This window comes from Gemmatimonadota bacterium (assembly GCA_026706345.1).
In the GTDB taxonomy this organism is placed as follows: domain Bacteria; phylum JAAXHH01; class JAAXHH01; order JAAXHH01; family JAAXHH01; genus JAAXHH01.
Genome location: JAPOYX010000023.1, coordinates 84,315 through 107,690 on the forward strand (window position 1 = coordinate 84,315; position 23,376 = coordinate 107,690).

Annotated in this window: 18 protein-coding genes and 1 pseudogene; all 19 read left to right on the plus strand. The window is 56.9% G+C overall.

The genetic code is table 11. The annotated features are described in order from the left end of the window. Window positions 1-101 precede the first annotated feature (101 nt). The 19 genes and pseudogenes from OXG98_02780 to OXG98_02870 all read left to right on the plus strand — a co-directional run bounded on the left by OXG98_02780 (window position 102) and on the right by OXG98_02870 (window position 23,255). Complete coding sequence (locus OXG98_02780) at window positions 102-1,367, plus strand: DegT/DnrJ/EryC1/StrS family aminotransferase (protein ID MCY3770934.1); 1,266 nt, start codon at window positions 102-104, stop codon at window positions 1,365-1,367. Window positions 1,368-1,380: 13 nt separating this feature from the next. Continuing rightward, complete coding sequence (locus tag OXG98_02785) at window positions 1,381-2,568, plus strand: aminotransferase class V-fold PLP-dependent enzyme (GenBank protein MCY3770935.1); 1,188 nt, start codon at window positions 1,381-1,383, stop codon at window positions 2,566-2,568. A gap of 116 nt (window positions 2,569-2,684) precedes the next feature. After that, on the plus strand, window positions 2,685-3,740 hold the full coding sequence (locus OXG98_02790) for a PLP-dependent aspartate aminotransferase family protein (GenBank protein ID MCY3770936.1): 1,056 nt from the start codon (window positions 2,685-2,687) through the stop codon (window positions 3,738-3,740). 71 nt (window positions 3,741-3,811) lie between these two features. Further along, window positions 3,812-4,576, plus strand: coding sequence for a creatininase family protein (locus OXG98_02795; protein MCY3770937.1), 765 nt, complete (start codon window positions 3,812-3,814; stop codon window positions 4,574-4,576). Continuing rightward, window positions 4,569-5,468: a hypothetical protein gene (locus tag OXG98_02800; GenBank protein ID MCY3770938.1), complete on the plus strand. Its 900-nt coding sequence runs from the start codon at window positions 4,569-4,571 to the stop codon at window positions 5,466-5,468. Before OXG98_02795 ends, OXG98_02800 begins: the two co-directional genes overlap by 8 nt. Window positions 5,469-5,495: 27 nt before the next feature. Next, a complete protein-coding gene (locus OXG98_02805; protein MCY3770939.1) occupies window positions 5,496-6,593 on the plus strand; it encodes a phytanoyl-CoA dioxygenase family protein in 1,098 nt (365 codons plus the stop codon). A 293-nt stretch (window positions 6,594-6,886) separates the two neighbouring features. After that, window positions 6,887-7,489 (plus strand): DUF6088 family protein, encoded by a 603-nt coding sequence (locus OXG98_02810; GenBank protein ID MCY3770940.1) that lies wholly within the window; start codon window positions 6,887-6,889, stop codon window positions 7,487-7,489. Window positions 7,490-7,595: 106 nt separating this feature from the next. Further along, the gene (locus OXG98_02815) at window positions 7,596-8,609 is read left to right on the plus strand and encodes a HipA domain-containing protein (GenBank protein MCY3770941.1); all 1,014 of its coding nucleotides are present in this window, start codon (window positions 7,596-7,598) and stop codon (window positions 8,607-8,609) included. After that, window positions 8,606-9,013, plus strand: a complete 408-nt coding sequence (locus OXG98_02820; GenBank protein ID MCY3770942.1) for a hypothetical protein — start codon at window positions 8,606-8,608, stop codon at window positions 9,011-9,013. The genes OXG98_02815 and OXG98_02820 overlap by 4 nt, the downstream gene beginning before the upstream one ends. A gap of 2 nt (window positions 9,014-9,015) precedes the next feature. Beyond that, window positions 9,016-9,219 carry a DUF433 domain-containing protein gene (locus tag OXG98_02825; protein MCY3770943.1) on the plus strand — a complete coding sequence of 68 codons (204 nt, stop codon included), beginning with the start codon at window positions 9,016-9,018 and terminating at the stop codon, window positions 9,217-9,219. A 234-nt stretch (window positions 9,220-9,453) separates the two neighbouring features. After that, complete coding sequence (locus OXG98_02830; GenBank protein MCY3770944.1) at window positions 9,454-10,059, plus strand: restriction endonuclease subunit S; 606 nt, start codon at window positions 9,454-9,456, stop codon at window positions 10,057-10,059. Further along, window positions 10,056-11,573, plus strand: a complete 1,518-nt coding sequence (locus tag OXG98_02835) for a type I restriction-modification system subunit M (GenBank protein MCY3770945.1) — start codon at window positions 10,056-10,058, stop codon at window positions 11,571-11,573. Before OXG98_02830 ends, OXG98_02835 begins: the two co-directional genes overlap by 4 nt. 109 nt (window positions 11,574-11,682) lie before the next feature. Beyond that, complete coding sequence (locus OXG98_02840) at window positions 11,683-12,915, plus strand: restriction endonuclease subunit S (GenBank protein ID MCY3770946.1); 1,233 nt, start codon at window positions 11,683-11,685, stop codon at window positions 12,913-12,915. 10 nt (window positions 12,916-12,925) lie between these two features. Further along, on the plus strand, window positions 12,926-17,485 hold the full coding sequence (locus OXG98_02845) for a hypothetical protein (protein ID MCY3770947.1): 4,560 nt from the start codon (window positions 12,926-12,928) through the stop codon (window positions 17,483-17,485). A 42-nt stretch (window positions 17,486-17,527) separates the two neighbouring features. After that, complete coding sequence (locus OXG98_02850) at window positions 17,528-17,728, plus strand: type II toxin-antitoxin system VapB family antitoxin (GenBank protein ID MCY3770948.1); 201 nt, start codon at window positions 17,528-17,530, stop codon at window positions 17,726-17,728. A 200-nt stretch (window positions 17,729-17,928) separates the two neighbouring features. Beyond that, window positions 17,929-21,275: pseudogene (locus OXG98_02855) on the plus strand (HsdR family type I site-specific deoxyribonuclease). Then, window positions 21,272-21,997, plus strand: coding sequence for a SprT family zinc-dependent metalloprotease (locus OXG98_02860; GenBank protein MCY3770949.1), 726 nt, complete (start codon window positions 21,272-21,274; stop codon window positions 21,995-21,997). The pseudogene OXG98_02855 and the gene OXG98_02860 overlap by 4 nt, the downstream one beginning before the upstream one ends. A 328-nt stretch (window positions 21,998-22,325) precedes the next feature. Beyond that, window positions 22,326-22,613, plus strand: a complete 288-nt coding sequence (locus OXG98_02865) for a hypothetical protein (protein ID MCY3770950.1) — start codon at window positions 22,326-22,328, stop codon at window positions 22,611-22,613. Between the two features lie 279 nt (window positions 22,614-22,892). Continuing rightward, window positions 22,893-23,255: a hypothetical protein gene (locus tag OXG98_02870; protein MCY3770951.1), complete on the plus strand. Its 363-nt coding sequence runs from the start codon at window positions 22,893-22,895 to the stop codon at window positions 23,253-23,255. Window positions 23,256-23,376 lie beyond the last annotated feature (121 nt).

A 23,376-nucleotide genomic window follows, 5' to 3' on the forward strand; every position in this document is an offset into this window, starting at 1 on the left:
CAATTTGTGCTTGTAACGGGATGTTCACCGTAGTATAGTCCTGAATCCTGATGCAGCCATTCCGCATAGCATCCTGTTTTTATCGTTGAGGCTCGACGCCCATGGCGGAATCCCTGGCAATCGACGGTGGGACGCCGGTTCGCACCGAGAAGTGGCCGCCTCTCGTACCCGGCGGGTCAATGTACGGGGAGGAAGAAAAACAGGCCGCCATCGAAGTCATCGAAGCCCGGTCCCCCTTTCGGTACTACGGGATCGAGCCCCTCGGCAAGGTGGATCGATTCGAGGCCGCCTACGCCCGATACGTCGGCACGCGCTTCGCCCTGGCCACCCACAGCGGCAGCACGGCCCTTTCCGTGGCCCTAGCCTCCCTCGACGTGGGACCCGGTACCGAGGTCATCATGCCGGCGTTCATGTGGATCGCCGACGTGAACGCCGTAGTGCATCTGAGGGCGGTGCCGGTGCTGGCCGACATTGACGAAACCCTCAATCTCGACCCGAATGACATCGAGCGGCATATCACGCCCCGGACCCGGGCCATCGTCGCCGTGCACATGGCGGGAACGGTCGCCGACGTGCCGTCCATCGTGGAAATCGCAGACCGGCACGGGATCCCGGTTCTGGAGGACTGCTCCCAGGCCGCGGGGGCGAGCATCGGCGGCCGCCGCGTCGGATCGATGGGAACGGTGGGCGCCGTCAGCCTGCAGTACAACAAGAACTTCACCACGGGCGAAGGCGGGATGGTCACGACCGACGACGAAGCGATCTTCCGGCGCGCGATATGCTACCACGACACGGGTTTTGAACGAGACATCGAAGGCGTTTCTACCGGGGAGGATTCGCTGTTCGAGACCTTCGGTATGGGAGTCCGCATGGACGAACTGCGAGGTGCGCTGGGTCTGGTCCAGCTGGACAAGCTGCCCACCATCCTGGACGGTATGCGAAGGCACCAGGACCGGCTGCGGGAGACCCTGGGCAAGACGCCCGGCATACGGTTAAGGCGCATCACCGATCCCGAGGGCGACAGTGGTGCTTATTTCTCCTGGATTCATGAATCGGCGGAGGTCGCGGCCCGTTTCACCTCGGCCATACGCGCGGAGGGAATCCCGGCGGGCGAACCCCACGGCGGCATCCACCAGTACCGGTACATGTCCAACCTGCTGAAGAAGGTGCCGGTCACGACGGCGGGATGTCCCTGGACCTGTCCTTTCAACGCCGAGAGTCCCATGGAATACCGCGCCGGCATGCTGCCGCGCAGCGACGACCTGCTGGACCGCGCGCGCATACTGCCCCTGCCTGCCCAGTTGACGGATGAAGACGTGGACGACGTGATCCACGCGTTCCGCAAAGTGGCGCGAGCCGTTTTGTAATGGGAGAACCCGCATGAGCGAAGCTTCGACTCCGGCCGTAACCGGTACGCTGCCCGCCCCGGACGACGCCTTCTGGAAGGCGATCCGGCGCGACCAGTTCTATCTCGACCGCGACGTGGCCTTTCTCCAGGGCGGCTCCGTCGGACCGTCTCCCAAGCCGGTCGTGGACCGGGTGACCGAGGCCATCCGGGCCTTCGACAGCGACCCGCTGAAGCACCAGCCCCAATACTGGCCGATCGTCGAAGAGTCGAGAGAAAAGCTGGCGAGATTCGTGGGCACGCGGCCGGAGCGTATCGCACTGGTCCAGAACACCACCATGGCGCTCAGCGTCTTCGCCCAGGGCGTGACCTGGAAGGTGGGCGGTGAGATCCTCATGACGGACCAGGAGTACGGGGCGGTCAACGCCTGCTTCGACTACGTTGCCGAGCGGCACGGCATGACCGTTCGCAGGGTGCATCTGCCCATGGAGATCACCGATCGGCAACAGATTATCGACGTATTCAAAAGCGGACTGAACGAAAAAACGGCGGCCATGGTCTTCGGACACGTGTACTGGTCTACTGGACTGGTGACGCCGGTGAAGGAACTGACCGAGATCGGACGTGACCACGGTATCTGGGTGGTCGTGGACGGCGCTCACGCCGTGAGCATGGTGCCGCTGTGCCTGGACGAATGGAATCCCCATTTCTACGCGTCCAGCCTCCACAAGTGGACGCTTTCTCCCAAGGGCACGGGCATGCTCTTCGTATCGGACGACGCCCACGACCGGGTCGAGCCGCTGATCCTGGGCTCCAGCGCCCACCCCAACCCGAACGCGAGCCGGTTCGACATGATGGGCACCCGGGACCAGACGCCCTTCATCGGGCTGGGTACGGCCCTCGACTTCCAGCAGGAAATCGGCTGGGACCATATCCGGACTTACTGCCGCGGCCTGGTCGACTACATGCGGGAGCGCCTCGGCCGCATCCGCGGTGTGCGCTTCCTGACGCCGCGGGATCCCGAGATGTCCGGGTTCATCACGACCTTCACCATCGAGGGCGCCGATCTCCAGAAGATCCGCCAGGAACTGTGGGACGACGAGAAGATCGAGACCGTGGCCTTTCACGTCAACGACGTGCCCGTGTTCCGGATTTCCACCCACTTCTACAACAGCCGGGAGGAAATCGACCGCATGGTCCGGGCCATCGAGCGGCGGCTGTAGACGGCGGGATCAGCCCCGTGGTCCGAACGGAGGTTGCAGACAGCCGGATTCCACTGGACGATTCGATCGGAAAGGCCGGGCCATCGAGCGGCAACTGTAGGGAAAGGACGAACGAAATGACCGACGAACAGGGATTCATCACACGTTCCATCCACGCGGGCGAGGCGGAGAACACGTCGGCGACGCCGATCTATCAGGCGGCGACGGTGGACGGCGCCTACCTGCGGGGAAGCAATCCCACGTTCACCGCGTTCGAGGAGAAGATGTGCGCACTCGAAGGCGGCGGCCGTAGTGTCGCGACCGCCTGCGGCATGGCTTCGGTCACCCAGGCCGTGATGACCCTCATCGGGGCGGGATCCAGGATCGTCAGCCATCATACGACCTATGTCTGGACGAAACGTTTCATGTCAGAAGAACTGCCCAGGCTCGGCTTCGATACGGACATCATCGACATGCGGGACCCGAAGCAGATCGACGCGGCCCTTGAGAAGCCCACCGACGTGGTGTACTTCGAGCCCCTGTCGAATCCCACGCTGGACATCATCGACGCGCCCGCGGTGATCCGCAAGGCCCACGAGGCCGGCGCGAAGGTCGTGATCGACAACACGTTCCTGTCCCCCTATCTCTTCCGCCCGATCGATCACGGCGCGGACGTGGTGCTCCACAGCGCCACCAAGTACCTCTGCGGGCACGGCGACGCCCTGGCCGGCATCATCACGACCTGCGACCCGGACCTGGGCGAGCAGATCCTGCGCACCCGGAACACCTACGGGGGAATCCTCAGCCCATTGAACGCCTTCCTGCTGCTTCGCGGGATCAAGACGCTCTCCCTCCGCATGGATCGTCACGTCACGAACGCCCGCGCCGTGGCGGAGTTCCTCGAGTCTCACCCCGGGATCAAGCGGACCTACTATCCCGGACTTCCCTCCACGCCCGGCCACGAAATCGCCCGGTCGCAGTGGACCGGTTACGGCGGGATGGTGAGTTTCGAGCTCGCCGAAATGACTGCCGAACGGTTCTTCAGCCGCGTGAGGCTGTGCCGGCCCTGGGTCAGCCTGGGCGACATGGGCTCGCTCGTCGCCGGCGACCCCGCGGGGCAGCGCGTGCGGATGTCCGTGGGGCTCGAAGACACCGGCGACATCATCCGGGATCTCGAACAGGCGCTGGAGTAAAAACGTATACGCCAAGTGCACGACAGTTAAAAAACGCAGTCGTAGCAACCGCAGCCAACAGGAGCCGCTTCATGTCGAGAAAGCGTGTTTTTATCGGAGACCTGACGCGCAAGGAGTTCAGGGAAGGGATCGAAGACGGCACCATCCAGGCGGCCATCGTACCCACGGCCGCGACGGAGCAGCACCTGGAACATCTGGAGATGATTCACGACACGGCCAGCGTCGCCTACATGGCCGAAAACGCGGCGCTGAAGCTCTATCCTCACGTCGTGGTCGCGTCGCCCATCGCCATCGGAGTATCGGAGCATTGGATGGAGCACAAGGGCACGTTGACCGTTCGCGCGGAGATCTTCACCGAGTACGTCTACGACGTGTGCGACGCCCTCAGGCGGGGCGGCGTGACCAACATCCTCATCCTGAACGGACACGGCGGCAACGTCGTCCCCATGATGAACCGCATCGACGCTTTCCGGGAACGGCTCGGCATCAACGTGCGTTTCAATTCATATTGGGACACCTACCCGGTGGACGTCGTCTACCGGTACATGGAGGATAAGCGGCTGCCCGGGCACGCCGACGAATACGAGACCTCCATGGCCATGGCCCTGTTCCCCCACCGCGTGCACGAAGCGGACATGGAAATGGAGAGTTCCGCGAAACTCGGGACGAAGGAGAAGGGCGAGGCCCTCGCGCCCGTGGCGGTGGACGGCGTGGCCGAGCTGCTCCGGAAAATGATCGCGGGGGAGGAGATCGACCTGGAACCCCGAACGTTCCGGTCGGAGGGCGCCACGTCGATGCTGCGGGATCATGTTATCGAGGAGAGGACGGATGATTAGGGATGATTCGCGCACGGCGAGTATGGCGAACAAGGTGAGCATGGAGAGTATGACAAACATGGAGCGTACGGAGAATACGGCGCGCGCGGAGCGGCGGGAGCGAACAGGAATCTTTGAGCGTCTGGCTCTTACTATTCGTTCTTTCTCCGTCACGCTGATCGTCTGGGTCGCGGCGGCCGGGTTCGTTGCAACGATTGGCCTGGGTGTACTGGGCGGTTGCGCAAGCGACCAGGGCGAGAGCGAAGACTACAGTGCGTCCGGAGAATCAGGAACAGAGCACGCGGGTGCCGAAAATACTGAAACAATGTCGGACGACGGTGCCGAAAACACCGAAACAGGTTCGGCGTCCGAGGGCGAAAGCTCGGAGTCCACGTCGGACGATGAGGAAGAATCGGGAGACTTGCTGGCCCTGGACGAGACCTACGATTTCGTTCGTAAAGGCGCCCGGCTAATCCTGCGTTACGACGCGGCAGGCAATGCGTTCCTAGGAACGGTACAGAACACCAAGGAAGGCGTGCTGAACAGGGTCAGAGTCGAAGTACATCTCTCGAACGGCACCGAACTTGGTCCGACTACGCCGGTCGAACTCGCACCGGGCGAAACCGCTGAGGTCTCACTGGCCGCGACGGCAGAATCGTTTACCGGATGGACGCCTCACGCCGAGGTCGGGGAAGACGAGCACGGGACCGGTGACGAAGGCGAGGGCGGAGAGCATGAATCCGGGGGCGAAAGTGAGCATGGATCGGGAGTCGAGGGAGGCGGAGAGCACGGAGAGGATCGTGAAAGTGGTGGTGAACATGGCGGTGGAGGCGAAGGCGGTGAGGGAGGCGGTGAACAAGGTAGCGCCGGAGAAGGCGATGAAAGTGAAGGAGAGCATGGTTCAGGAGGATGACGGAAGTAGATGGAGGTAAAAAACCTAATGCGACCAACACCGGCCAATCCGGGCGTGAAGCAAGTTCCGCTACTCACCTCAGACCAGATCGCCCGCTTCAAGCGCGACGGCTTCCTCGTGCTGCCCGCCGTGCTCGACCCTGAACTATGCCGCCAGGCCAGGGAAGCACTGTGGGACGCAGTGGAGACACACAACCCCGCTATGAAACGCGGCGATCCCACCACCTGGGCGCCTTTCAACGACGAAGTAAGCGGCCAACTTAATGCGAAGCGGCCCGAGATCGGCGGCGACCCCTATTTCTTCACCGAAGGCCACCGCTTCTATGTCCGCAACGGCGCTGAGCCCTTCATGCTCGACCTGGCCCCCCGGGCCCTCTGGCAGGTCGCCGAGCAACTACTTGGCCAGGGTACGGTAGTGTGGCCGGCCGGGGCGGACGAGTCCGGCATGACGACCGGGCCGTGCTTCATGTCCGACGACATGGTGGGCGGGCTGGCCACTCACGGGATCGAAGAGACCGGGCAATGGCCCGAAAAGGGATCCTTCACCACGGAAGAAGCGCTGCGCCTGCCCAGGACGGGTCCGGTGTGGTCTACCGGGCAAGGGACTCGCGGCCTGTACTGCACCCTGCCTGGCAGCCCGTCTCCTGGTCCGGACTACCGCGGCGCCCATTCCGACGGCGCATGCTACGGCCGCGTCCGGTTTCAGGTGACCGCCTATGTCGACGACCTGCCGCCCGATTCCGGCGGATTCACGGTGTGGCCGGGAAGCCACAGACGGATCTGGCGCGAACAGTGGCAGGCCTTTCTCGAAGGCGCAAAGCATATGGACGAACACCTGGCGGGACGCAAGCCCGGCTACAGCGACGCGGTAATCCAGCGCATCAAGCGCGATACACAGCCCGTCGACTGCCACGGCCCCGCCGGCACGGCGGTCCTTTGGCACACCAAGATCCTCCACATCGCCGGGCAGAATACGTCGGCCGACATCATCCGCCAGGCGACCATCTACGGTTTCCTCAAAACGCCCGAATCCCTGCCGGACTCGCTCATGACGGATCACACCAACCTCGACATCTGGCGGGACTGGTCCGAAGAGGTGCGTGGCATTGATGAGCGTCAGCAATAGCGCTCTGATTCCGGCCTCTACAGCCGTTGCGGCTTCAGCCGGAATCTCCTCTTAGCCGGAATCTCCGCAAGGAAACCGCCAGGAGCCGGCGCTACCATTTCTACGACAACGGCATCTCGAACGGACTGATCAACAGCTTAACCTCTTGGATCGTATGTCATAATAGGGAGCTTCTGCTCGCGAGATCTCGCGAGATGGAAGATCGCAATGAGTATTCATTTCCCATTTGTCAGATAATTATATATATTTCTGACAAATTACAGGAGGAGATTACGGAAATAGAGGATACAACAATGCCTGGTCTTCCGAAACTCATCATGGAACACGCTTCCGAAACTTCCGAGGGGACGCTGTTGTGCCCGAACGCCCTACTTCACCTCGGAACCCGGTCGGCGGTGGACCAGGCGTTGTCGCGCCTGGCTCGAAACGGTCGTCTGATGCGCATCTGCCAGGGTATGTACGCGCGCCCTGTAGAAACTCGCTTCGGCTTCCGGCCGCCGGCAGTTGAAAAAGTGGTTATGTCCCTGTCGGTGCTGACCGGAGAGACGATTGTTCCCTGCGGCGGCGCTTTTGCAAACGCCTTGGGATTTACCACGCAGGTCCCGGTACGGTCGGTCTATCTGACCTCCGGGCCGGACCGGTGTCTGAAGTTCGGCGAACTGCGGGTGGAATTGCGCCACTCGCCGAGTTGGCAACTGGTTGCTCCCCACCGGAAAGGTGGCGACACTATACGCGCCCTGGTCTGGCTGGGTCCACGGGAGGTCGAGGAGCACGTCGGGATGATCAAAAACAAACTCTCCGCGGAGGACCGCCGGGAACTATTGACTTTGCGCGCGGCGATGCCGACCTGGATGGCCGAACCCGTGAGCAGGATGATTACTGACAATGCCGGATGACTTGCAGAATGTAACAGCAAGGCTGAAGTAACCATAGTCCGTAAACAGGAAACGCGGTTGACCAGATTGGCCGACCGGGTTACCTTGTATGTAGTAAGGACGACATATGACACGGCGTTCACGGAAGAATCGATACACAACGACGTCCAGTAAAATCGAGGTGGATATTCGAGCAATTCCCCTTCTCCTTCCCGGGGGATGGAAGCTTTGCGGTTTAGAAGAGTTTCCGATTGTCGGCACGGTCCCGAAGAACTATTTAGCCTACGGTGATCCTCAATCACCAACAACTACTGGTTACATTGCCAAAAGGGGGCGTTTGAAGGACTACGCACGAGAGTGCGTGACAGAGGAAATCATATCAAAAATCGGAGTGCTGTTGCCAGTCAAGATGGCCCGTTCGAAGTTGGTTCGCATTTCGAAAGACGACGTCCGATTCCTTTCCCAGAATTTCGTAGTGCGGCGCGAATTCGAATTACTCCATGGAATTGAACTTGCAGCGCGGTATTTCCAAGCCAATCCATCTGAAGTTGAATCAGCATTCGAGTTGCAGAATCGTGCCAGGGAGACTGATTTTTACACGATCAAAAACATATTGGAAATCCTTTCCTCATTGTATGAAAAAGACTACGGGAATCTGGAAGAAGGATTTTTCAGGATGGTTGCTTTCGATGCGTTTATCGGGGCGCCTGACAGGCACGGAATGAACTGGGGTGTTCTCGAACCTGTTGAAGGGAATGAAGGGCCTATCCGGTTCTCGCCGATTTTCGATACTGCACGGGGGCTTTTTCGCGAATACTCGGACAGTGCGTTGATCAAGCAGGCCCAAAATCAGGGACGAATGGGCTTCCTTGAAAACTATGCCAACAAGTCGCGGCCTATTTTCAGCACAGGACGGGATAATAAAGACGACCACTTTTCCCTGATCGGTTGGATTTCGTCTGAATTGCCGGACCGGAACAGGAAGACGATTTGTCGGGTGTTCGACGCGGTGAATATACAAAAGATAGAACGGATGCTCCAGATGCGGTTTCGTAGAATCATAACCCAGGACCGAATCGGGTTTATCAGGGATCTTCTCGCATTACGAATTGACCGTCTTCGGGAGGAGGTTCGAATATGAAGATAAGTTTCGCGGATCTACTTAACCCGAAAGCATGGGGGACAGCACTCGCTCGCGCTTCTTCAGATGCACCATCAGAGCGCAAATTGGAAGTTTATCGGCAAACCACGGACGCGCCGCGTTTGGTGGGCACCCTGTCCCTGGACCAGGATGAGTTTGTGTTCCGTTATGTCTCGGGCTACGATATGGATCCGATCTCGGCGTTTCCAATGATTGACGAGGAATATCGATCCAGGCATCTATGGCCGTTCTTCGCCGTTCGCATCCCCCCGATAGAACGCGAGGATATGCAAGAGAAGATCTCGAGTCGGTTGCTCGAAAAAGATCAAATCATCGAGATTCTTGGATTGGTTGCCAGGGTTTCAGTAACCAATCCTTATGAATTCAGGCTCGAGGGAGATTGAAATTGGATCGCATTACCGTACAGGCAGGCATCTTTGACGGCAAGCCGATTATTCGCAATATGCGCATCGCAGTGGAACACGTCCTGGGGATGCTCGCGTCAGATGACACGACGGAGACGATACTTCGGGAATATCCGGATCTGGAGGCAGAAGATATCCAGGCGTGTCTGCTCTTTGCCAAGCGCAAGACGCAAGAATCGGCATAATGTCCGATGAAACCCCGAAGGTACGAGTCATACCCCCAACGTGCCTCCCCGGTCCTGATTCCATCCCCTGTATAAACCGACTTCTACCAGATAATCTGCGGCCGGAAGTACCCAGTAAATCCTCTCGTTTTCGACAGGCTTTAATCGTCTGTAATTTACCTACTGCATAATTTTACTTGAGATAATTACCCGCGCTGTATATCTTCTGTAGATATGATACAGCGACACAAACATATGCGAATCGGAGATGCCTGTGCAATCCTTACAGGCTATACTTCCCGCGGCAGACTTCTACCGGCTGAACAAGGCGGTTCGCTCACGCTCCAACTGGGAGACGTGTCTCCGGACGGTCACGTTGATCCCGACCGCCTGACGCGCGTTGCCTTCGATGATCTGCCTGAACGGTACCTCGTGGGCCGGGGCGAAGTGATCTTCCGTTCGAGGGGCGAACCGAACATCGCCGTCGCCCTGGATGATCGTTTCGTCGAACGGGCCGTGGCCGTCCTGCCCCTTTTCGTGCTACGCCCGAAGCCGGAGATTCTCCTGCCCGAATTCCTCGCATGGGCGATCAACCAACCCGCTTCTCAGCGTCACTTCGACCGGGTAGCCCGTGGCACGACCATGCGCATGGTGCCCCGGTCCGGCCTTGAAATCCTGGAAATAAGTGCCCCGCCAATCGAGACGCAACGCCGGATCGTTGCGGTCGACGCGCTGGCCGAACGCGAACGGCGCCTGACCATCCTCGCCGCGAACAAGCGCAGGACCATCACCGGCAAAATACTCTACGATCAGGCAACGGCAACAGATTCGGACGCGTTACGAGAAAGGAAAACGAAATGACAAACCAGACCACGCAGCAGCAGGTCAACCAGACCGCCTGGGCCGCCTGCGACACCTTCCGGGGCGTCGTCGATGCCGGTCAATACAAGGACTACATCCTCGTGATGCTGTTCCTCAAGTACATCTCGGATCTGTGGGACGACCGCGTGGAGCGCTTCCAGGAGCGTTACGGCGGCGACGAGGCCCGGATCCGCCGCAGACTGGCCCGCGAGCGCTTCGTCCTGCCCGAGGGCGCGAGTTTCTACGATCTGTACGAACGGCGCGAAGCAGCGAATATCGGCGAGTTGATCAACATCGCCCTGCAAGAGATCGAGGACGCGAACCGTTCGAAGCTCGAAGGCGTGTTCCGCAACATCGACTTCAACTCGGAAGCCAACCTCGGCCGGGTAAAGGACCGCAACCGCCGTCTCGTCAACCTGCTCCGGGATTTCGCCAACCCGGACCTCGATCTGCGTCCGTCGAAGGTGTCTGGAGACGTAATAGGGGAGTGTTACCTCTACCTCATCTCGCGTTTCGCGTCGGACGCTGGCAAGAAAGCCGGGGAATTCTACACGCCGTCCGCCGTTTCCCGGTTGCTCGCCGGTCTCGCCGCGCCGAAGCCCGGCGACACGATATGCGACCCGGCCTGCGGTTCCGGTTCGCTGCTGATCCGCGCCGCCAACGAAGTCGGTTCGGGCAACTACGCCCTCTACGGGCAGGAGGTCAACGGCGCGACCTGGGCCCTGGCGCGGATGAACATGTTCCTGCACGCGAAGGACGCCGCGCGCATCGAGTGGTGCGACACGCTCAACAGCCCTGCGCTCGTCGAGGGGGATCAGCTGATGAAGTTCGACGTGGTGGTGGCCAATCCCCCCTTCTCGCTGGACAAGTGGGGCGCGGAGAACGCGCCGAACGATCCCTTCGCCCGGTACTGGCGCGGCGTGCCGCCCAGGTCGAAGGCCGACTACGGCTTCATCACGCACATGATCGAGATCGCCAGGCGGGGCAGCGGCCGCGTCGCGGTGATCGTTCCGCACGGCGTGCTCTTCCGGGGTGGTGCCGAAGGCCGGATCCGCCAGGCGCTGATCGAGGAGAATCTGCTCGACACCGTGGTCGGCCTGCCCGCGAACCTCTTCACCACGACCGGCATTCCCGTGGCCATCCTGGTCTTCGACCGGTCGCGCGAGCAGGGCGGCGAGAACGAAGACCGCAGAGACGTGCTGTTCATCGACGCCAGCAAGGACTTCAAGCCGGGCAAGACGCAGAACGTCATGGACGACGGGCATATCGAAAAGGTCCTGGAGACCTGCCGGACCCGAGCCGAAACCGAGAAGTACGCCCACGTGGCCAGCCCGGAGGAGATCGCCGAAAACGACTACAATCTCAACATCCCCCGCTACGTCGACACCTTCGAACCGGAGGAAGAGATCGACGTCGCCGCGGTCCAGAAGGAGATCGACCAGATCGAAGCCGAACTGGTCCAAGTGCGCAAGCGGATGAAGAAATACCTCAAGGAGCTTGGCGTCGATGTCTGAGGGGAAATGACCGAATGGGCAACTCGTACGGGATGCTTACAAGTTCGGATCAAGGCAGCTGTAAAGGATTACTTGATAGTTCAAATTGAGAGGAAACTAAAGGTCGAATATGGGTACAGTTCTACCACATAGAGAAGGTAGGGTTTTTCTGTCAGACCTGGGCGAATTCATCAAGGGGCGCGACATAACCAGGGCTGATCTGGTCCAATCCGGAATTCCCTGTCTGAGGTACGGCGATCTCTACACGACCTACGGCGACGTGACCGACGAACTGACCTCGTTCGTATCCGAAGATACGGCACGAAGGGCGACGCCACTGCACCATGGCGACATCATCTTCGCGGCTTCGGGAGAGACGGCCGGGGAAATCGGCAAGGCCGTCGCATGGTTGGGGAATGGTACGGCGGTAGCCGGCGGCGATACGATCATCTTGCGTGGCCACGGACAGGATCCCACCTTCCTGGCCCATGCGCTGAACGCAGATGACGCGGTTAGGCAGAAGTCGAGGTTGGGCAAGGGGCATTCTGTCGTTCACATCCACGAAGCGGAGCTTGCCAAGGTTTCCGTGTTTCTGCCGCCGATTTCTGATCAGCGCAAGATTGGGGAGATCCTACGCACGTGGGATGACGCGGCTAAGAAGTTGGGGGTATTACGGACGGAGAAAGAGCGACTTCTAAGACGTTTTTACTCGGTTGTTTTTCAGCCGGGTTCACCCATCAACAGATTTTGGGCGGAATACCGAATTGGTGAATTCCTAATCCCACGTGTAGAGTATGCTCTACCTAAGGCGAATCTTCCACTCTATTCGTTGACGATTGAAGATGGTGTGACCCCCAAAACCGAACGATACAACAGAGATTTCCTGGTCAAAGATCACAATTCCAAAACTTACAAGATAGTTCATCCAGGCGATATTGTATTCAATCCATCAAACCTACGTTGGGGTGCAATCGCGCGCTCAGATGTTAACCACGACGTACTGTTGTCTCCCATTTACGAAGTACTCGAGGTAAGTTCGGACAAAATAAACGCCGACTACCTCACGCATGCACTAACATGTCCATTTCAAATTCGTCGCTTCGCAACAAAGGTTGAAGGGACTCTATTGGAACGGATGGCTGTCAAACTAAATGCATTTCTGATGAGCAAAATCGTAGTTTCGACAGATAAGCAAGAACAGGCAGGTTTCTCAAATCTGTTAAATTCAATGCAGGAAGAAATCCAGTTCTTATTGGAACAGTTTTCCACTGTCGTACTCCAAAAACGCGGCTTGCTTCAGAAACTGCTTTCCGGAAACGGTCGTTTAGATTCTATCGACACTCGACTACCCGTAATAAGGTGAGACCATAACGATGCCACTTCCTGGCGGACCTGCAGATAAGTTTGGAAACCGGTATGAGACTTGGTGGACGATCAACCAACTGATCCGAGTCATCAAGGGCGAAGCCGAGAGCATTCGAATTGAGGATCCTTCGTTTCCTGCAGCGGAATTCGTCCTTTCAATCGAAAACCGCCACGAGTTTCATCAGGCAAAGCGTAGCCATCCAAGGGGTAAGTGGAGTCTTTCCGCACTCGAAAACGAGAATCTTCTACAAGCGATTTTCAGATATCTTTCACAAGACAGTAATGCGAGATTTGTCTTTGTCTCAGGCAGTGATGTGCCGGAGTTAAGAGAGTTAATAGAACGTGCTAATCGAGCAAAGAATCTGGAGGAATTCGAGTCAAGGTTTCTTGACACCAAGAATCACAGGGAAGCTTTCGATAAACTCAAAAATTCGTGGTATAACGCAGAAACGGCCGTTGTATACAATATTCTGCAGTGTATTGAAGTCCGTACCACTGATGAGAGGGGAATAGAAGATCAGGTACGTCAATCATTATCACTACATTTCCTGAGCGACCACACTGAGGTTTGTAACGCGTTGCGTGCCATAGTGCAAGATTCGATGCACGCAACCTTAGATCGCGAACATCTGGTTTCGAACCTTGAAAGCAGGGGATTCAGATTGCGACGCCTCGTTAATCCGAGCAATGCCCCCATTCTCGTTACCGAGGTCACCAATCGCTATACCGAAGACATCCGACGGCAACTTATCAATAAATCCTCCATAGCTCGGTCAGAAAGCGAAACGCTACTCGTTACATTGACAAACGCCGAAACCAGTATCGACCGCGTTATCACCGGAAACGCCGGAAGTGGAAAGTCAGCGTGTATACTCGAATGCGTAGATGGCCTCCGTAGAAGGCATTCTACCGTACTCGCCTTCCGTCTGGATCGGATAGAGGCGATATCCTCAACTAAAGAACTGGGAGAAGGCCTAGGACTAGAAGAATCACCAGTATTGGTACTGAAAGCTGCGGCAGAAGTTGATTCACGCGACGCAGTGCTCATTATCGACCAACTTGATGCCGTGAGTACGGCGTCTGGGCGCAGTACGGCATTCTTCAATGTCGTTGAAGATCTATTGGAAGAGGCACAGGGTTGCCGCGACACGGTGAAATTCCACATCGTTTTGGTCTGCAGAAAATTCGATTGGGAGAATGATCCTCGTTTGCGCCGCCTTCTTGTAGATAAAGACGACGAGATTCCCATTGCTGACTTCTCGTCTGAGCAAGTGGGCACTGTGCTTCAGACTAGCGGTTTCAAAACTGAGTGGTTCAACGCAAACCAACTGAAACTGCTGGGCCTTCCACAGAATCTGGCAGTGTTTTTGGAATCTAATCCTGATTCCAAAACGCGACCAAGATTCACCACAAACAAGGAGTTGTACGACAGTTACTGGGAAGTGAAACGTCGATCCGTAAATGAGCGTGCAGGTTTCCCCGATAACGATCCATGGCACGAGATTACCCAAGAACTGTGTGATGAAATGTCTGCTTCACAGCAACTTTCGGTAATGAAGGAAAAACTGGATCGCTTTCCCGAACAATATGTAAAAAGTATGGCCTCTGAGGGTGTCCTATCGAACGCTGTCGGGCGTTACGCTTTCAGTCATGAATCGTTTTTCGATTATTGTTTTGCGCGCGTTTTCGTGACTCAAAACGACTCCCTCATCGACTTCCTCAAGGCGTCGGAACAACATCTTTTTCGAAGAGCGCAGGTGCGACAAGTCTTGGAGTATCTTCGTGATGTCGATAGGGATCGTTACTGTCGCGAACTTCAAGCCTTACTGACAGATGGCCGGATTCGTGTTCACTTGAAGGAAGTAGCCGTTTCTAGGGCCGTATTCCTGCCCGATCCATGTGAAGGCGAATGGAACGTGCTGGTCCCATGGATCGAATCAGAACTTGAGTCAATTCAGAACGGGGATACGAACGCAGGTAAACTCGCGTCTCTCGTATGGGATCGTTTTTTCAATTCCGAATCCTGGTTTCCGATGGCAGACGGACGCGGATTGATATCGAAATGGCTTGAATCGGGGAACGACTATCTTGTAGACATGGCAGTCAGCTACGTCAGACGCCATCAGAGCCACTCGGGCGATAGGGTAGCCGAACTTTTGGAACCGTTCATTGACATGGGTGGTGAATGGCAGAGGCGGTTCTTTCAAGTAATACAATGGCCCGAACAAGTAAACAGTCGGAGATTCTTCGATCTGTTTCTCAGTCTGATCGATAATGGAACTTTGGATAACGCCAACTTCGACATCTTCAGGACAAAGGCATATGTTTTAATCAAAACGCGTCCTGACTGGGTCGCTGAAGTAATCGCTCATTGGTTGCACAGACGACTCCACAATCTTCTGACGACCGGGGCGGAACCAGATTACAACGACTGGATGAGTCTGATCGGAAAAGATCGTCACGATGCAGGAACAATCCTGGAAGCTGCCGCCAAAGCCCCAGAAGCGTTCGCCAGACATATGCTGCCGGTGATCCTCAATATTGCCGATGTGGCCGTTCTGAAAGAGGATAATAAGCCACCAAGGCAAGACGGTGTATGGATCATGATAGCCCAAACAAAGGATCATGCTCCTCTTGACGAGGCATGTCGTGATGCCGTTGCAACGGCATTGGAAAGACTCGCAGAGACAAACGCTGAACAAATCGGCCCGATTCTGGGCGAACTCAAGAAGCGAGACACAGTTATAGCGAACTATCTTCTTTTTCGGACCTATACCGCAGGCGCAGAGCACTTTGCGGACGACGCAGTTTCCGAACTTTTCGAAAAGACATGGCGCTTCGAATGCGAGTATTCTGGTAGTATGTATTGGATGGCGACTCAGTTGATAGAAGGCATCGCCCCCGCCTGCTCCGAAGAGAGCCTTACGAGGCTTGAAAGGGCGATTTTGGATTACGTTCCGGATTTTGAACGCACTCGTGAGGGTTACAGACGTCGGGCCAGAGGATATGCTTCTTACTGTCTGCTGTCCGCCATTCCGGAAAAATTGCGCAGCGAGCACGGCCAGGTCCGTTTCCGAGAGCTTGAACGCAAGTTCGGCAACATGAAAATACCGCCTCCGCAGAAGATCGAGACAGGCTTTGTTAGATCTCCGATTGATGATGCGACTGCCGAGAGAATGACGGATGCACAGTGGTTAAGAGACATTGAAAGATATGATTCTGACAAGGTCCCGTTCGACAGAGAAGATCCATTCAAAGGCGGAGCCACGCAACTCGCCGTCATGTTGCGATCTTACGTAAAGAAGCATCCGGAACGGTTTGCGCGGCTGTGCCTCAGATTTCCCGCGGACACGAATCCGGTCTATCTAGAAAACGTGCTCATCGGACTATCTGAAACAAGTGCGCCTACAGAATTTACATTGGATGTATGTCGGAGAGCGTTCTCCGAGAGCACCGATCGTTTGGGTGGTTCGATTGCCGATTTATTGGGTTCCATTGAGGAACCACTTCCAGATGACGTCATACAGATGCTCGACTGGCTGGCAACGGAAAGTACGGGACTGGACTTTGGTCTCCTGATTGGTGGTCAAGGTGGCGACTCTGGCGAGGTAGATCTTGTTACAAAAGGGGTCAACACTACACGTGGACGGGCCGCCTTGGCGATAGGCAAGCTCATACAAAGGGATTCTTTGTGCGTTCACCGCTTTCAATCCACACTCGAAAAACTGACAATCGACCAGTCTTCCGCAGTTCGGACGTGCGTTGCTAGTACTGTTCTGACCATTTCCGCGTACGACAGGGAATTGGCATCACGCCTGTTTCTAAGACTAATTGAACCTTGTGTAAGCGATGTCGATGACCACGGTTTGCTGGCAACGCCGGATGTGGAGACTTTCATCAACTATGGTTTACGAGATGGATTCGAACGCCTTGTGTCCGTTATCGAACATATGCTGCGCTCGGAGTTGCCACAAGTCGCCACGGCAGGAGCACGGCTGGCGGGCCTCGCTGTGCTTTACCGATATGAGAATGCCGATATTCTCGTTGAAGAAGCACTTCGCGGCAGTCCGGCTCAAAGACTCGGACTGGCACAGGTAGCGGCGAAGAACATCGGTCATCGGGAGTGTGAGAAATGGTCGGAACACCATCTGATCAGGTTTTTTGATGATCCGGATATCGAGGTTCGCCGGGAGGCCGCGATTTGCTTCGACAACCTTGAGGGAAGGCCTCTGGAGCATTTCGAAGAACTGATTGGAAGATTCTGCGAAAGCGCCGCCTTCCGGGAGTGCTCGTGGTCCATATTTTCGGCCATAGAGAAATCTTCACACCGCGTTCCCGGAATCACATATGCCATATATGCAAAGCTACTCGGCATGTACCGCGGGGAGGGGCAAATCCAGAATCCACCAAATCCCATCGACATGTACACCGTATCAAATCTGATTCTTCGCACGTACCACCAGCATCAACAAGATGAATGGTCTGCCAAATGTCTTGACCTGATAGATCGGTTGTATCTCGAAAACATCCGTGAAATTGGATGGAGGATGACTGAGTACGAACGATGATGTTCCAGGTGAGTTTGGGTGAAAAACTTGAGTTACTATACAATGGAAACAAACCTCTCAATAGATCTCGATCTGCTCGACAAGGCGTTTCAGATCGGTGGCGAGAAAACGAAGAAGGAAACTGTGAATCAGGCCTTGCGGGAATTCATTGCACGTCGCGAGCAGAAGCGGATTCTCGACCTGTTCGGTCAACTCGACTGGGACGAAGCCTACGACTACAAGCGGGAACGGTCACGCCGATGAATTTTCTCAATAAAACAAAAGGGGTCCCGAAATTTCCAGGCCCCCCAGATGTCGACCGGGTAATTCCCAATCCTTGAACTGTTAGTCCAAAAGAACGCATCTGCTGTTAACAAGTTTTCGATTCAAAGCTGACTCAATGAAACCCTGTTTCGCCTATACTCTGAACCGCTCGAACAGTCTCTGCGACCCGGTACATCCCCATGATCTTCGACGCCACGGAAAAACACCAGTCCCAGATACCGGCCCTGCATTTGCTGGTCGCGATGGGTTTTACGCCGCTCTCTCCTGAAAAAGCGCTGCGGCTGCGCGGAGGCAGGCTGCGCAACGTCACGCTCGACGACGTGCTGGCTGACCAACTCCTGAAGCTCAACCGTTTCACCCACCGGGGCAGGGCGTATCCCTTCGATCTCGAAGACGCCCACGAGGCGATGCGGCGGCTGAAGCCGACGCCGGACCGGCTCAAGGGGCTACGCGGGACCAATCAGGACGTATACGATACGCTGGTGCTCGGCACGACGATCACCAAGACCATCGACGGCGACTCGAAATCCTATTCGTTCCGCTACGTCGATTGGGAGCATCCGGACAACAACGCGTATCACGTGACCGCTGAAATGATGGTGGAGCGGGCCGGCAGCACCCGAACCCGCCGGTGCGATATCGTCGCCTTCGTCAACGGGGTCCCCTTCATCGTAATCGAGAACAAGCGGCCGACGGAGCGCCTGAAGAAGGCCGACAGTCAGTTGATCGGATACCAGAGAGAAGACGAAATTCCGCACCTGTTCCACTTCGCGCAAATCCTGTTGTCCATGAACCGGCAGGAATCCCGTTATGCGACGGTGGGAACGCAGAGCAGGTTCTGGCAGACCTGGCGGGAGGAGGAGACTACTGTTGAGGGATCGCATGCTACCCCACAGAACGAATCGGAGGATACTGAAACGCTGCCAGCGGACGTGGAGTTCGATCCGGACGAACAGGCGGTGTATCCGACCCGGAATCCCCTTCGCGATCTGGTCGATCGACCCCTGGCCGTTGCTGAAGCCGAAGCAGTATACTCGGGGAATCTCGCCTCTGCCCGGTCCCACTACGAGGCTGCCATCGGTGGGGAAGGCGGGCAGGTCACCGAGCAGGATGGCCAAAGACGGGAGATCACAAAGCAGGACATGGCGCTTTACGCACTGTGCCGGCGCGAGCGTCTACTGGATCTGGTGCGGCGCTTCACCGTGTTCGATAGCGGTGAACGGAAGATAGCCAGGCACCAGCAGTACTTTGCCGTTCGCAGGGCTATGGAAAGAATCAGGCAGTTCGATTTGCAGGATGTCCGTAAAGGCGGTGTGATCTGGCACACGCCCGGGACTGGTAAGTCGCTTACCATGGTCATGTTGGGCAAGGCGCTGGCCCTGGAAGAGACGATCTCCAACCCGCGCATCGTCATCGTAACGGACCGTGACGATCTGGACCGGCAGATCAAGGACACCTTCAAGTCGTGCGAAATGGAACCCGTTAGGGCCACGACCGGAACCCACCTGATCTCCTTGATTCAGAACAAGACGCCACTGGTTACGACGATCATAAACAAGTTCGACACGGCCTCGCGCGTCGGCCAGGTGATCGATGAGGATCCCAACGTATTCGTTCTGGTAGACGAAAGCCACCGCACGCAGACGGGATCACACGGCGGTTTCGGGCAACTGGCCAGCAAGATGCGACGCATCCTCGGCAAGGCCTGCTACCTCGGTTTCACAGGAACGCCTTTACTGCAGCGGGAAAAGAACACCTTAACCACCTTCGGTGGATTGATCCATCGGTATGCGATCGGCCAAGCGGTCCGGGATGAGGCGGTCGTCTCCCTGCTTTACGAAGGGAGGATCGTCGAACAGCAAATCAACCCGGAAACCATCGACTCCTGGTTCGAAAAATTGAGCGAAGGCCTCAATGAGCATCAACGGGCGGATCTCAAGGCAAAGTACTCCCGCTTGAACGCGCTGGCACGCACCGAACAGGCGATACACGCCAGGGCGTTCGACATCTCCGAACATTACCGGCAACACTGGCAGGGCAGCGGTTTCAAGGCGCAACTCGTCGCGCCCTCAAAGGCAGCCGCGTGCCGGTACAAGGAGATCCTCGACGAGATTGGCCACGTGACTAGCGAGATCGTCATCTCGCCGCCCGACGACCACGAGGGCAACGAAGACGTGGATCACGACTCCAAGAGCGTGGTCGGCGCGTTCTGGGAGCGCATGATGGACCGGTACGGGACGGAGGGCGAATACAACCGTCAGATCATCGACGCGTTCAAGCATTCGGAGCATCTGGAGATCCTCATCGTCGTCTCCAAGCTGCTGACCGGCTTTGATGCTCCCCGGAACACGGTGCTTTACCTCTGCCGCTCGATACGAGAGCACAACCTTCTCCAGGCGATCATGCGCGTGAACCGGCTTTTCGAGGAGGACGGCATCGAGAAGGAGCACGGATACATCATCGACTACGAAGGTCTGCTCGGAGAGTTGGACGGTGCACTAAACGCGTATAGCGCCCTCGAGGGGTTTGAATCGTCGGACCTCACCGACACATTGGAGAACGTCAAGGAAGAGATCCGCACGAACGCCTGTGGGACGTGTTCAAATCCATCAGGAACAAAAAGGACATGGAAGAGTATGAGCAGTTCCTGGCCGACGAGGCCAAGCGCCAGGACTTCTATGAAAAGCTGCGCGAATTCGGTCGCTGCCTGCGGATAGCACTGTCGTCAGACAAAATCCACGCCGTGTACGACGATGCGAAGATCGACGGGATGAAGAGGGACTGGTTGACGTTCTCCGAACTCAGGCGCTCGGTCCGCCTGCGATATCAGGAGACGATCGACGTCAGGGAATTCGAGCCGAAGATCAGAAAGCTCCTCGACGACCACGTGGTCGCCATGCCAGCAGAGACCGTCGTCGAGCCCGTTAACATCAACGACCCCGATGCCCTGAAGGCGATCGCCGAGGAATCTGGGGTTACCGAAGCGTCCAGGGCCGACCGCATCGCCAGCGCCACGCGCCGCACCGTCACCGAGAAGATGGAAGAGGACCCGACCTTCTACCGGCGGTTTTCGGAACTTCTGGAGGAGACGATCAGCAATTACCGGGCGAAGCGGATTTCCGAGCGGGCATACCTGCAGCAGGTACTAGATCTCGCCGGGAAGGTATCCCGCAAGGAGGACCGTGGTCAAAAGATGCCCGAACCGGTCAGGGGCAACGACGACGGCGAGGCTTTTTACGGTGTACTTGTAGAATTGCTTGCGGAAGCCAATGGCCGGGCTGACGCTAAAACATTCGACGAAGTAGAGATAGCAAAAGCCGCGCTCGACATTATCGAGATCATCAGGAAGCACCACATTGTCGACGTATGGTCCAACGAGATCGCACAGAACGAGATGCGCAACGCCATTGACGACTACTACTATGACGTGCTTCGGGAGCAGAAGGGGCTCATCCTGACGGACGCGCAGTTGAATGATCTCGAAAACAGGATCATGAATCTGGCCAGGGCGAGGTTTCCGGATTGACGAAGGAACGGCACTGGATTCAATACGGTGAGCATCGCATAACTTTCTCCGTTGTGCGCCGCGAACGGAAGACCCTGGAGATCGGTGTCGAACCAGACGCTACTGTTGTCGTGGCCGCGCCTTGCAACGCGTCGATAGAGGCCATCTCCGAAAAAGTTCGCAGACGGGCGGCCTGGGTGCGTCGCCAGCAGCGGTTTTTCTCCCAGTTTCTTCCGAGGATGCTCGAACGGCGCTTCATCTCGGGAGAAACCCATCTCTACCTCGGAAGACAATACCGTCTCAAGGTGATTGCGTGCGAGAAGCCCGGCGTCAAGTTGATCCGGGGCTTCATCGTCGTGCGAAGCCGCGAACCTGGTCGGAGCGAGTTGACCCGTGGCCTGGTCGAAAAGTGGTACCGGGACCGGGCGCGGGTCAAGTTCACCGAAAGGCTAGAAGTGAACCTGTTGCGGTTCGCGGATCCGGATTCATTCCGGCCTCGGGCACTAATCATCCGGACCATGCGTCGCCGGTGGGGATCCCTGTCGGACTCTTCCAGGTTAGTACTAAATCGTCGGTTGATCGAAGCGCCGGGTGATGGCATCGACTACGTGATCACCCATGAACTCTGTCATATCGCCGAGCCCCACCATGGATCACGATTCTATGAGTTGCTGGACGGCGTTATGCCGGACTGGGGGAAGCGGAAGGAACGGTTGGAGCGGAGTGTCGGTGGGCGGATGTGACGGCAAGCTGTTGTCATTTCGGCAGTCTGTCAGGTGGCCGAAAGGGATAGAAAATCGATTCACATTACTTTTATCGTCCGTTCAAGGAGATTATTTTCATTTTTCTTACGAGAGTATCGAGGTTGACCACGACTGAATTGATAGGCCAGTGGGAAAGGGCGGGGATATCAGTGGATTACGTTACAAAGACCGAACTCGAAGCCTGCCCGCCTTTTATGGAGCCTAGTATCGACAGAATCGCAACCCTTCTTGATTAGATCAAAATGCTCAAACGCAACAGGTCGGGGACCGGATCCGTGCGACGAATCATGCGACAGGGAGACTACCAATGGGAATACGAATCAACTGGAACGCCGTAACGGCCGTATGCGCGATTTTCGTGGCAGTATTCACGGCCAGCGGATGGTTGACCGATGGGTTACGTGAGGACATTAAGGACCTGCGCCAGGAGATGCGCGAAGGGTTCGCCGAGATGCGCCAGGAGATGCGCGAAGGGTTTGCCGAGACGCGCGAGGACATCGAGGTGCTGCAACAGGACGTGGCTTTCATCAAAGGCCGAATCCTGCCAGATCAGACGACAAACGGTAATGCGCAGCGTCCTGCGCCGGGGAAATAGTTGAACATGAATACCGACACGGCTTACGCTCACACGGTAAATGCGAGAGATACGCTGGCTACGGTTTCGGCAACAGAGCCGCTCTTCAAATTCGTTACAGGTTTGCAACGCCTCTTCCACGTGACTTTTCTAACCTGAGTTTCCGCACGCAAAGCATGCTCGTCTCATGAAGCCCCGTTTCGACAGAATCGCAAACCGTCCTTGTGGGATCGGAATGCTCAAACGCGACAAATCACAGACCGGATCCGCCCGGCGAATCATGCGACTGGGAGACAGCCGATGAGTATACGGATTAACTGGAACGCCGTAACGGCCGTATGCGCGATTTTCGTGGCACTGTTCTCGGCCAGCGGATGGTTGACCGACGGGTTACGTGAGGATATCAGGGACCTGCGCCAGGAGATGCGCGAGGGGTTCGCCGAAATGCGCAAGGAACTGGCCGGAGTGCGCCAGGAGACGCGTAAGGATAACAAAGACCTGCGCCAGGAGATGCGCGAGGGGTTCGCCGAGACGCGCGAGGAGTTCGCCGAGATACGCGAGGACATCGAGGTGCTACAACAGGACGTGGCTTTCATCAAGGGCCGAATCCTGCCGGATCAGACGACAACCGGCAACACGCAGGGTCCGGGTCCGAAGAAATAGCTGAACATGATTCCCGAATAGTGGTTTTAATGGACGCCGGGAGACTCCGATGCCGCCAACCGGGAACTCCTCAAACGCACCAGGCATTTTCCTTGCGTTACGATCAAATGTTATTACTATA

What these genes read in the sequence shown, in the direction of transcription:
- OXG98_02780 (MCY3770934.1), top strand. Translation starts at nt 102, where the DNA reads ATGGCGGAATCCCTGGCAATCGACGGTGGGACGCCGGTTCGCACCGAG.
- OXG98_02785 (MCY3770935.1), top strand. Translation starts at nt 1,381, where the DNA reads ATGAGCGAAGCTTCGACTCCGGCCGTAACCGGTACGCTGCCCGCCCCG.
- OXG98_02790 (MCY3770936.1), top strand. Translation starts at nt 2,685, where the DNA reads ATGACCGACGAACAGGGATTCATCACACGTTCCATCCACGCGGGCGAG.
- OXG98_02795 (MCY3770937.1), top strand. Translation starts at nt 3,812, where the DNA reads ATGTCGAGAAAGCGTGTTTTTATCGGAGACCTGACGCGCAAGGAGTTC.
- OXG98_02800 (MCY3770938.1), top strand. Translation starts at nt 4,569, where the DNA reads ATGATTAGGGATGATTCGCGCACGGCGAGTATGGCGAACAAGGTGAGC.
- OXG98_02805 (MCY3770939.1), top strand. Translation starts at nt 5,496, where the DNA reads ATGCGACCAACACCGGCCAATCCGGGCGTGAAGCAAGTTCCGCTACTC.
- OXG98_02810 (MCY3770940.1), top strand. Translation starts at nt 6,887, where the DNA reads ATGCCTGGTCTTCCGAAACTCATCATGGAACACGCTTCCGAAACTTCC.
- OXG98_02815 (MCY3770941.1), top strand. Translation starts at nt 7,596, where the DNA reads ATGACACGGCGTTCACGGAAGAATCGATACACAACGACGTCCAGTAAA.
- OXG98_02820 (MCY3770942.1), top strand. Translation starts at nt 8,606, where the DNA reads ATGAAGATAAGTTTCGCGGATCTACTTAACCCGAAAGCATGGGGGACA.
- OXG98_02830 (MCY3770944.1), top strand. Translation starts at nt 9,454, where the DNA reads ATGCGAATCGGAGATGCCTGTGCAATCCTTACAGGCTATACTTCCCGC.
- OXG98_02835 (MCY3770945.1), top strand. Translation starts at nt 10,056, where the DNA reads ATGACAAACCAGACCACGCAGCAGCAGGTCAACCAGACCGCCTGGGCC.
- OXG98_02840 (MCY3770946.1), top strand. Translation starts at nt 11,683, where the DNA reads ATGGGTACAGTTCTACCACATAGAGAAGGTAGGGTTTTTCTGTCAGAC.
- OXG98_02845 (MCY3770947.1), top strand. Translation starts at nt 12,926, where the DNA reads ATGCCACTTCCTGGCGGACCTGCAGATAAGTTTGGAAACCGGTATGAG.
- OXG98_02850 (MCY3770948.1), top strand. Translation starts at nt 17,528, where the DNA reads ATGGAAACAAACCTCTCAATAGATCTCGATCTGCTCGACAAGGCGTTT.
- OXG98_02865 (MCY3770950.1), top strand. Translation starts at nt 22,326, where the DNA reads ATGGGAATACGAATCAACTGGAACGCCGTAACGGCCGTATGCGCGATT.
- OXG98_02870 (MCY3770951.1), top strand. Translation starts at nt 22,893, where the DNA reads ATGAGTATACGGATTAACTGGAACGCCGTAACGGCCGTATGCGCGATT.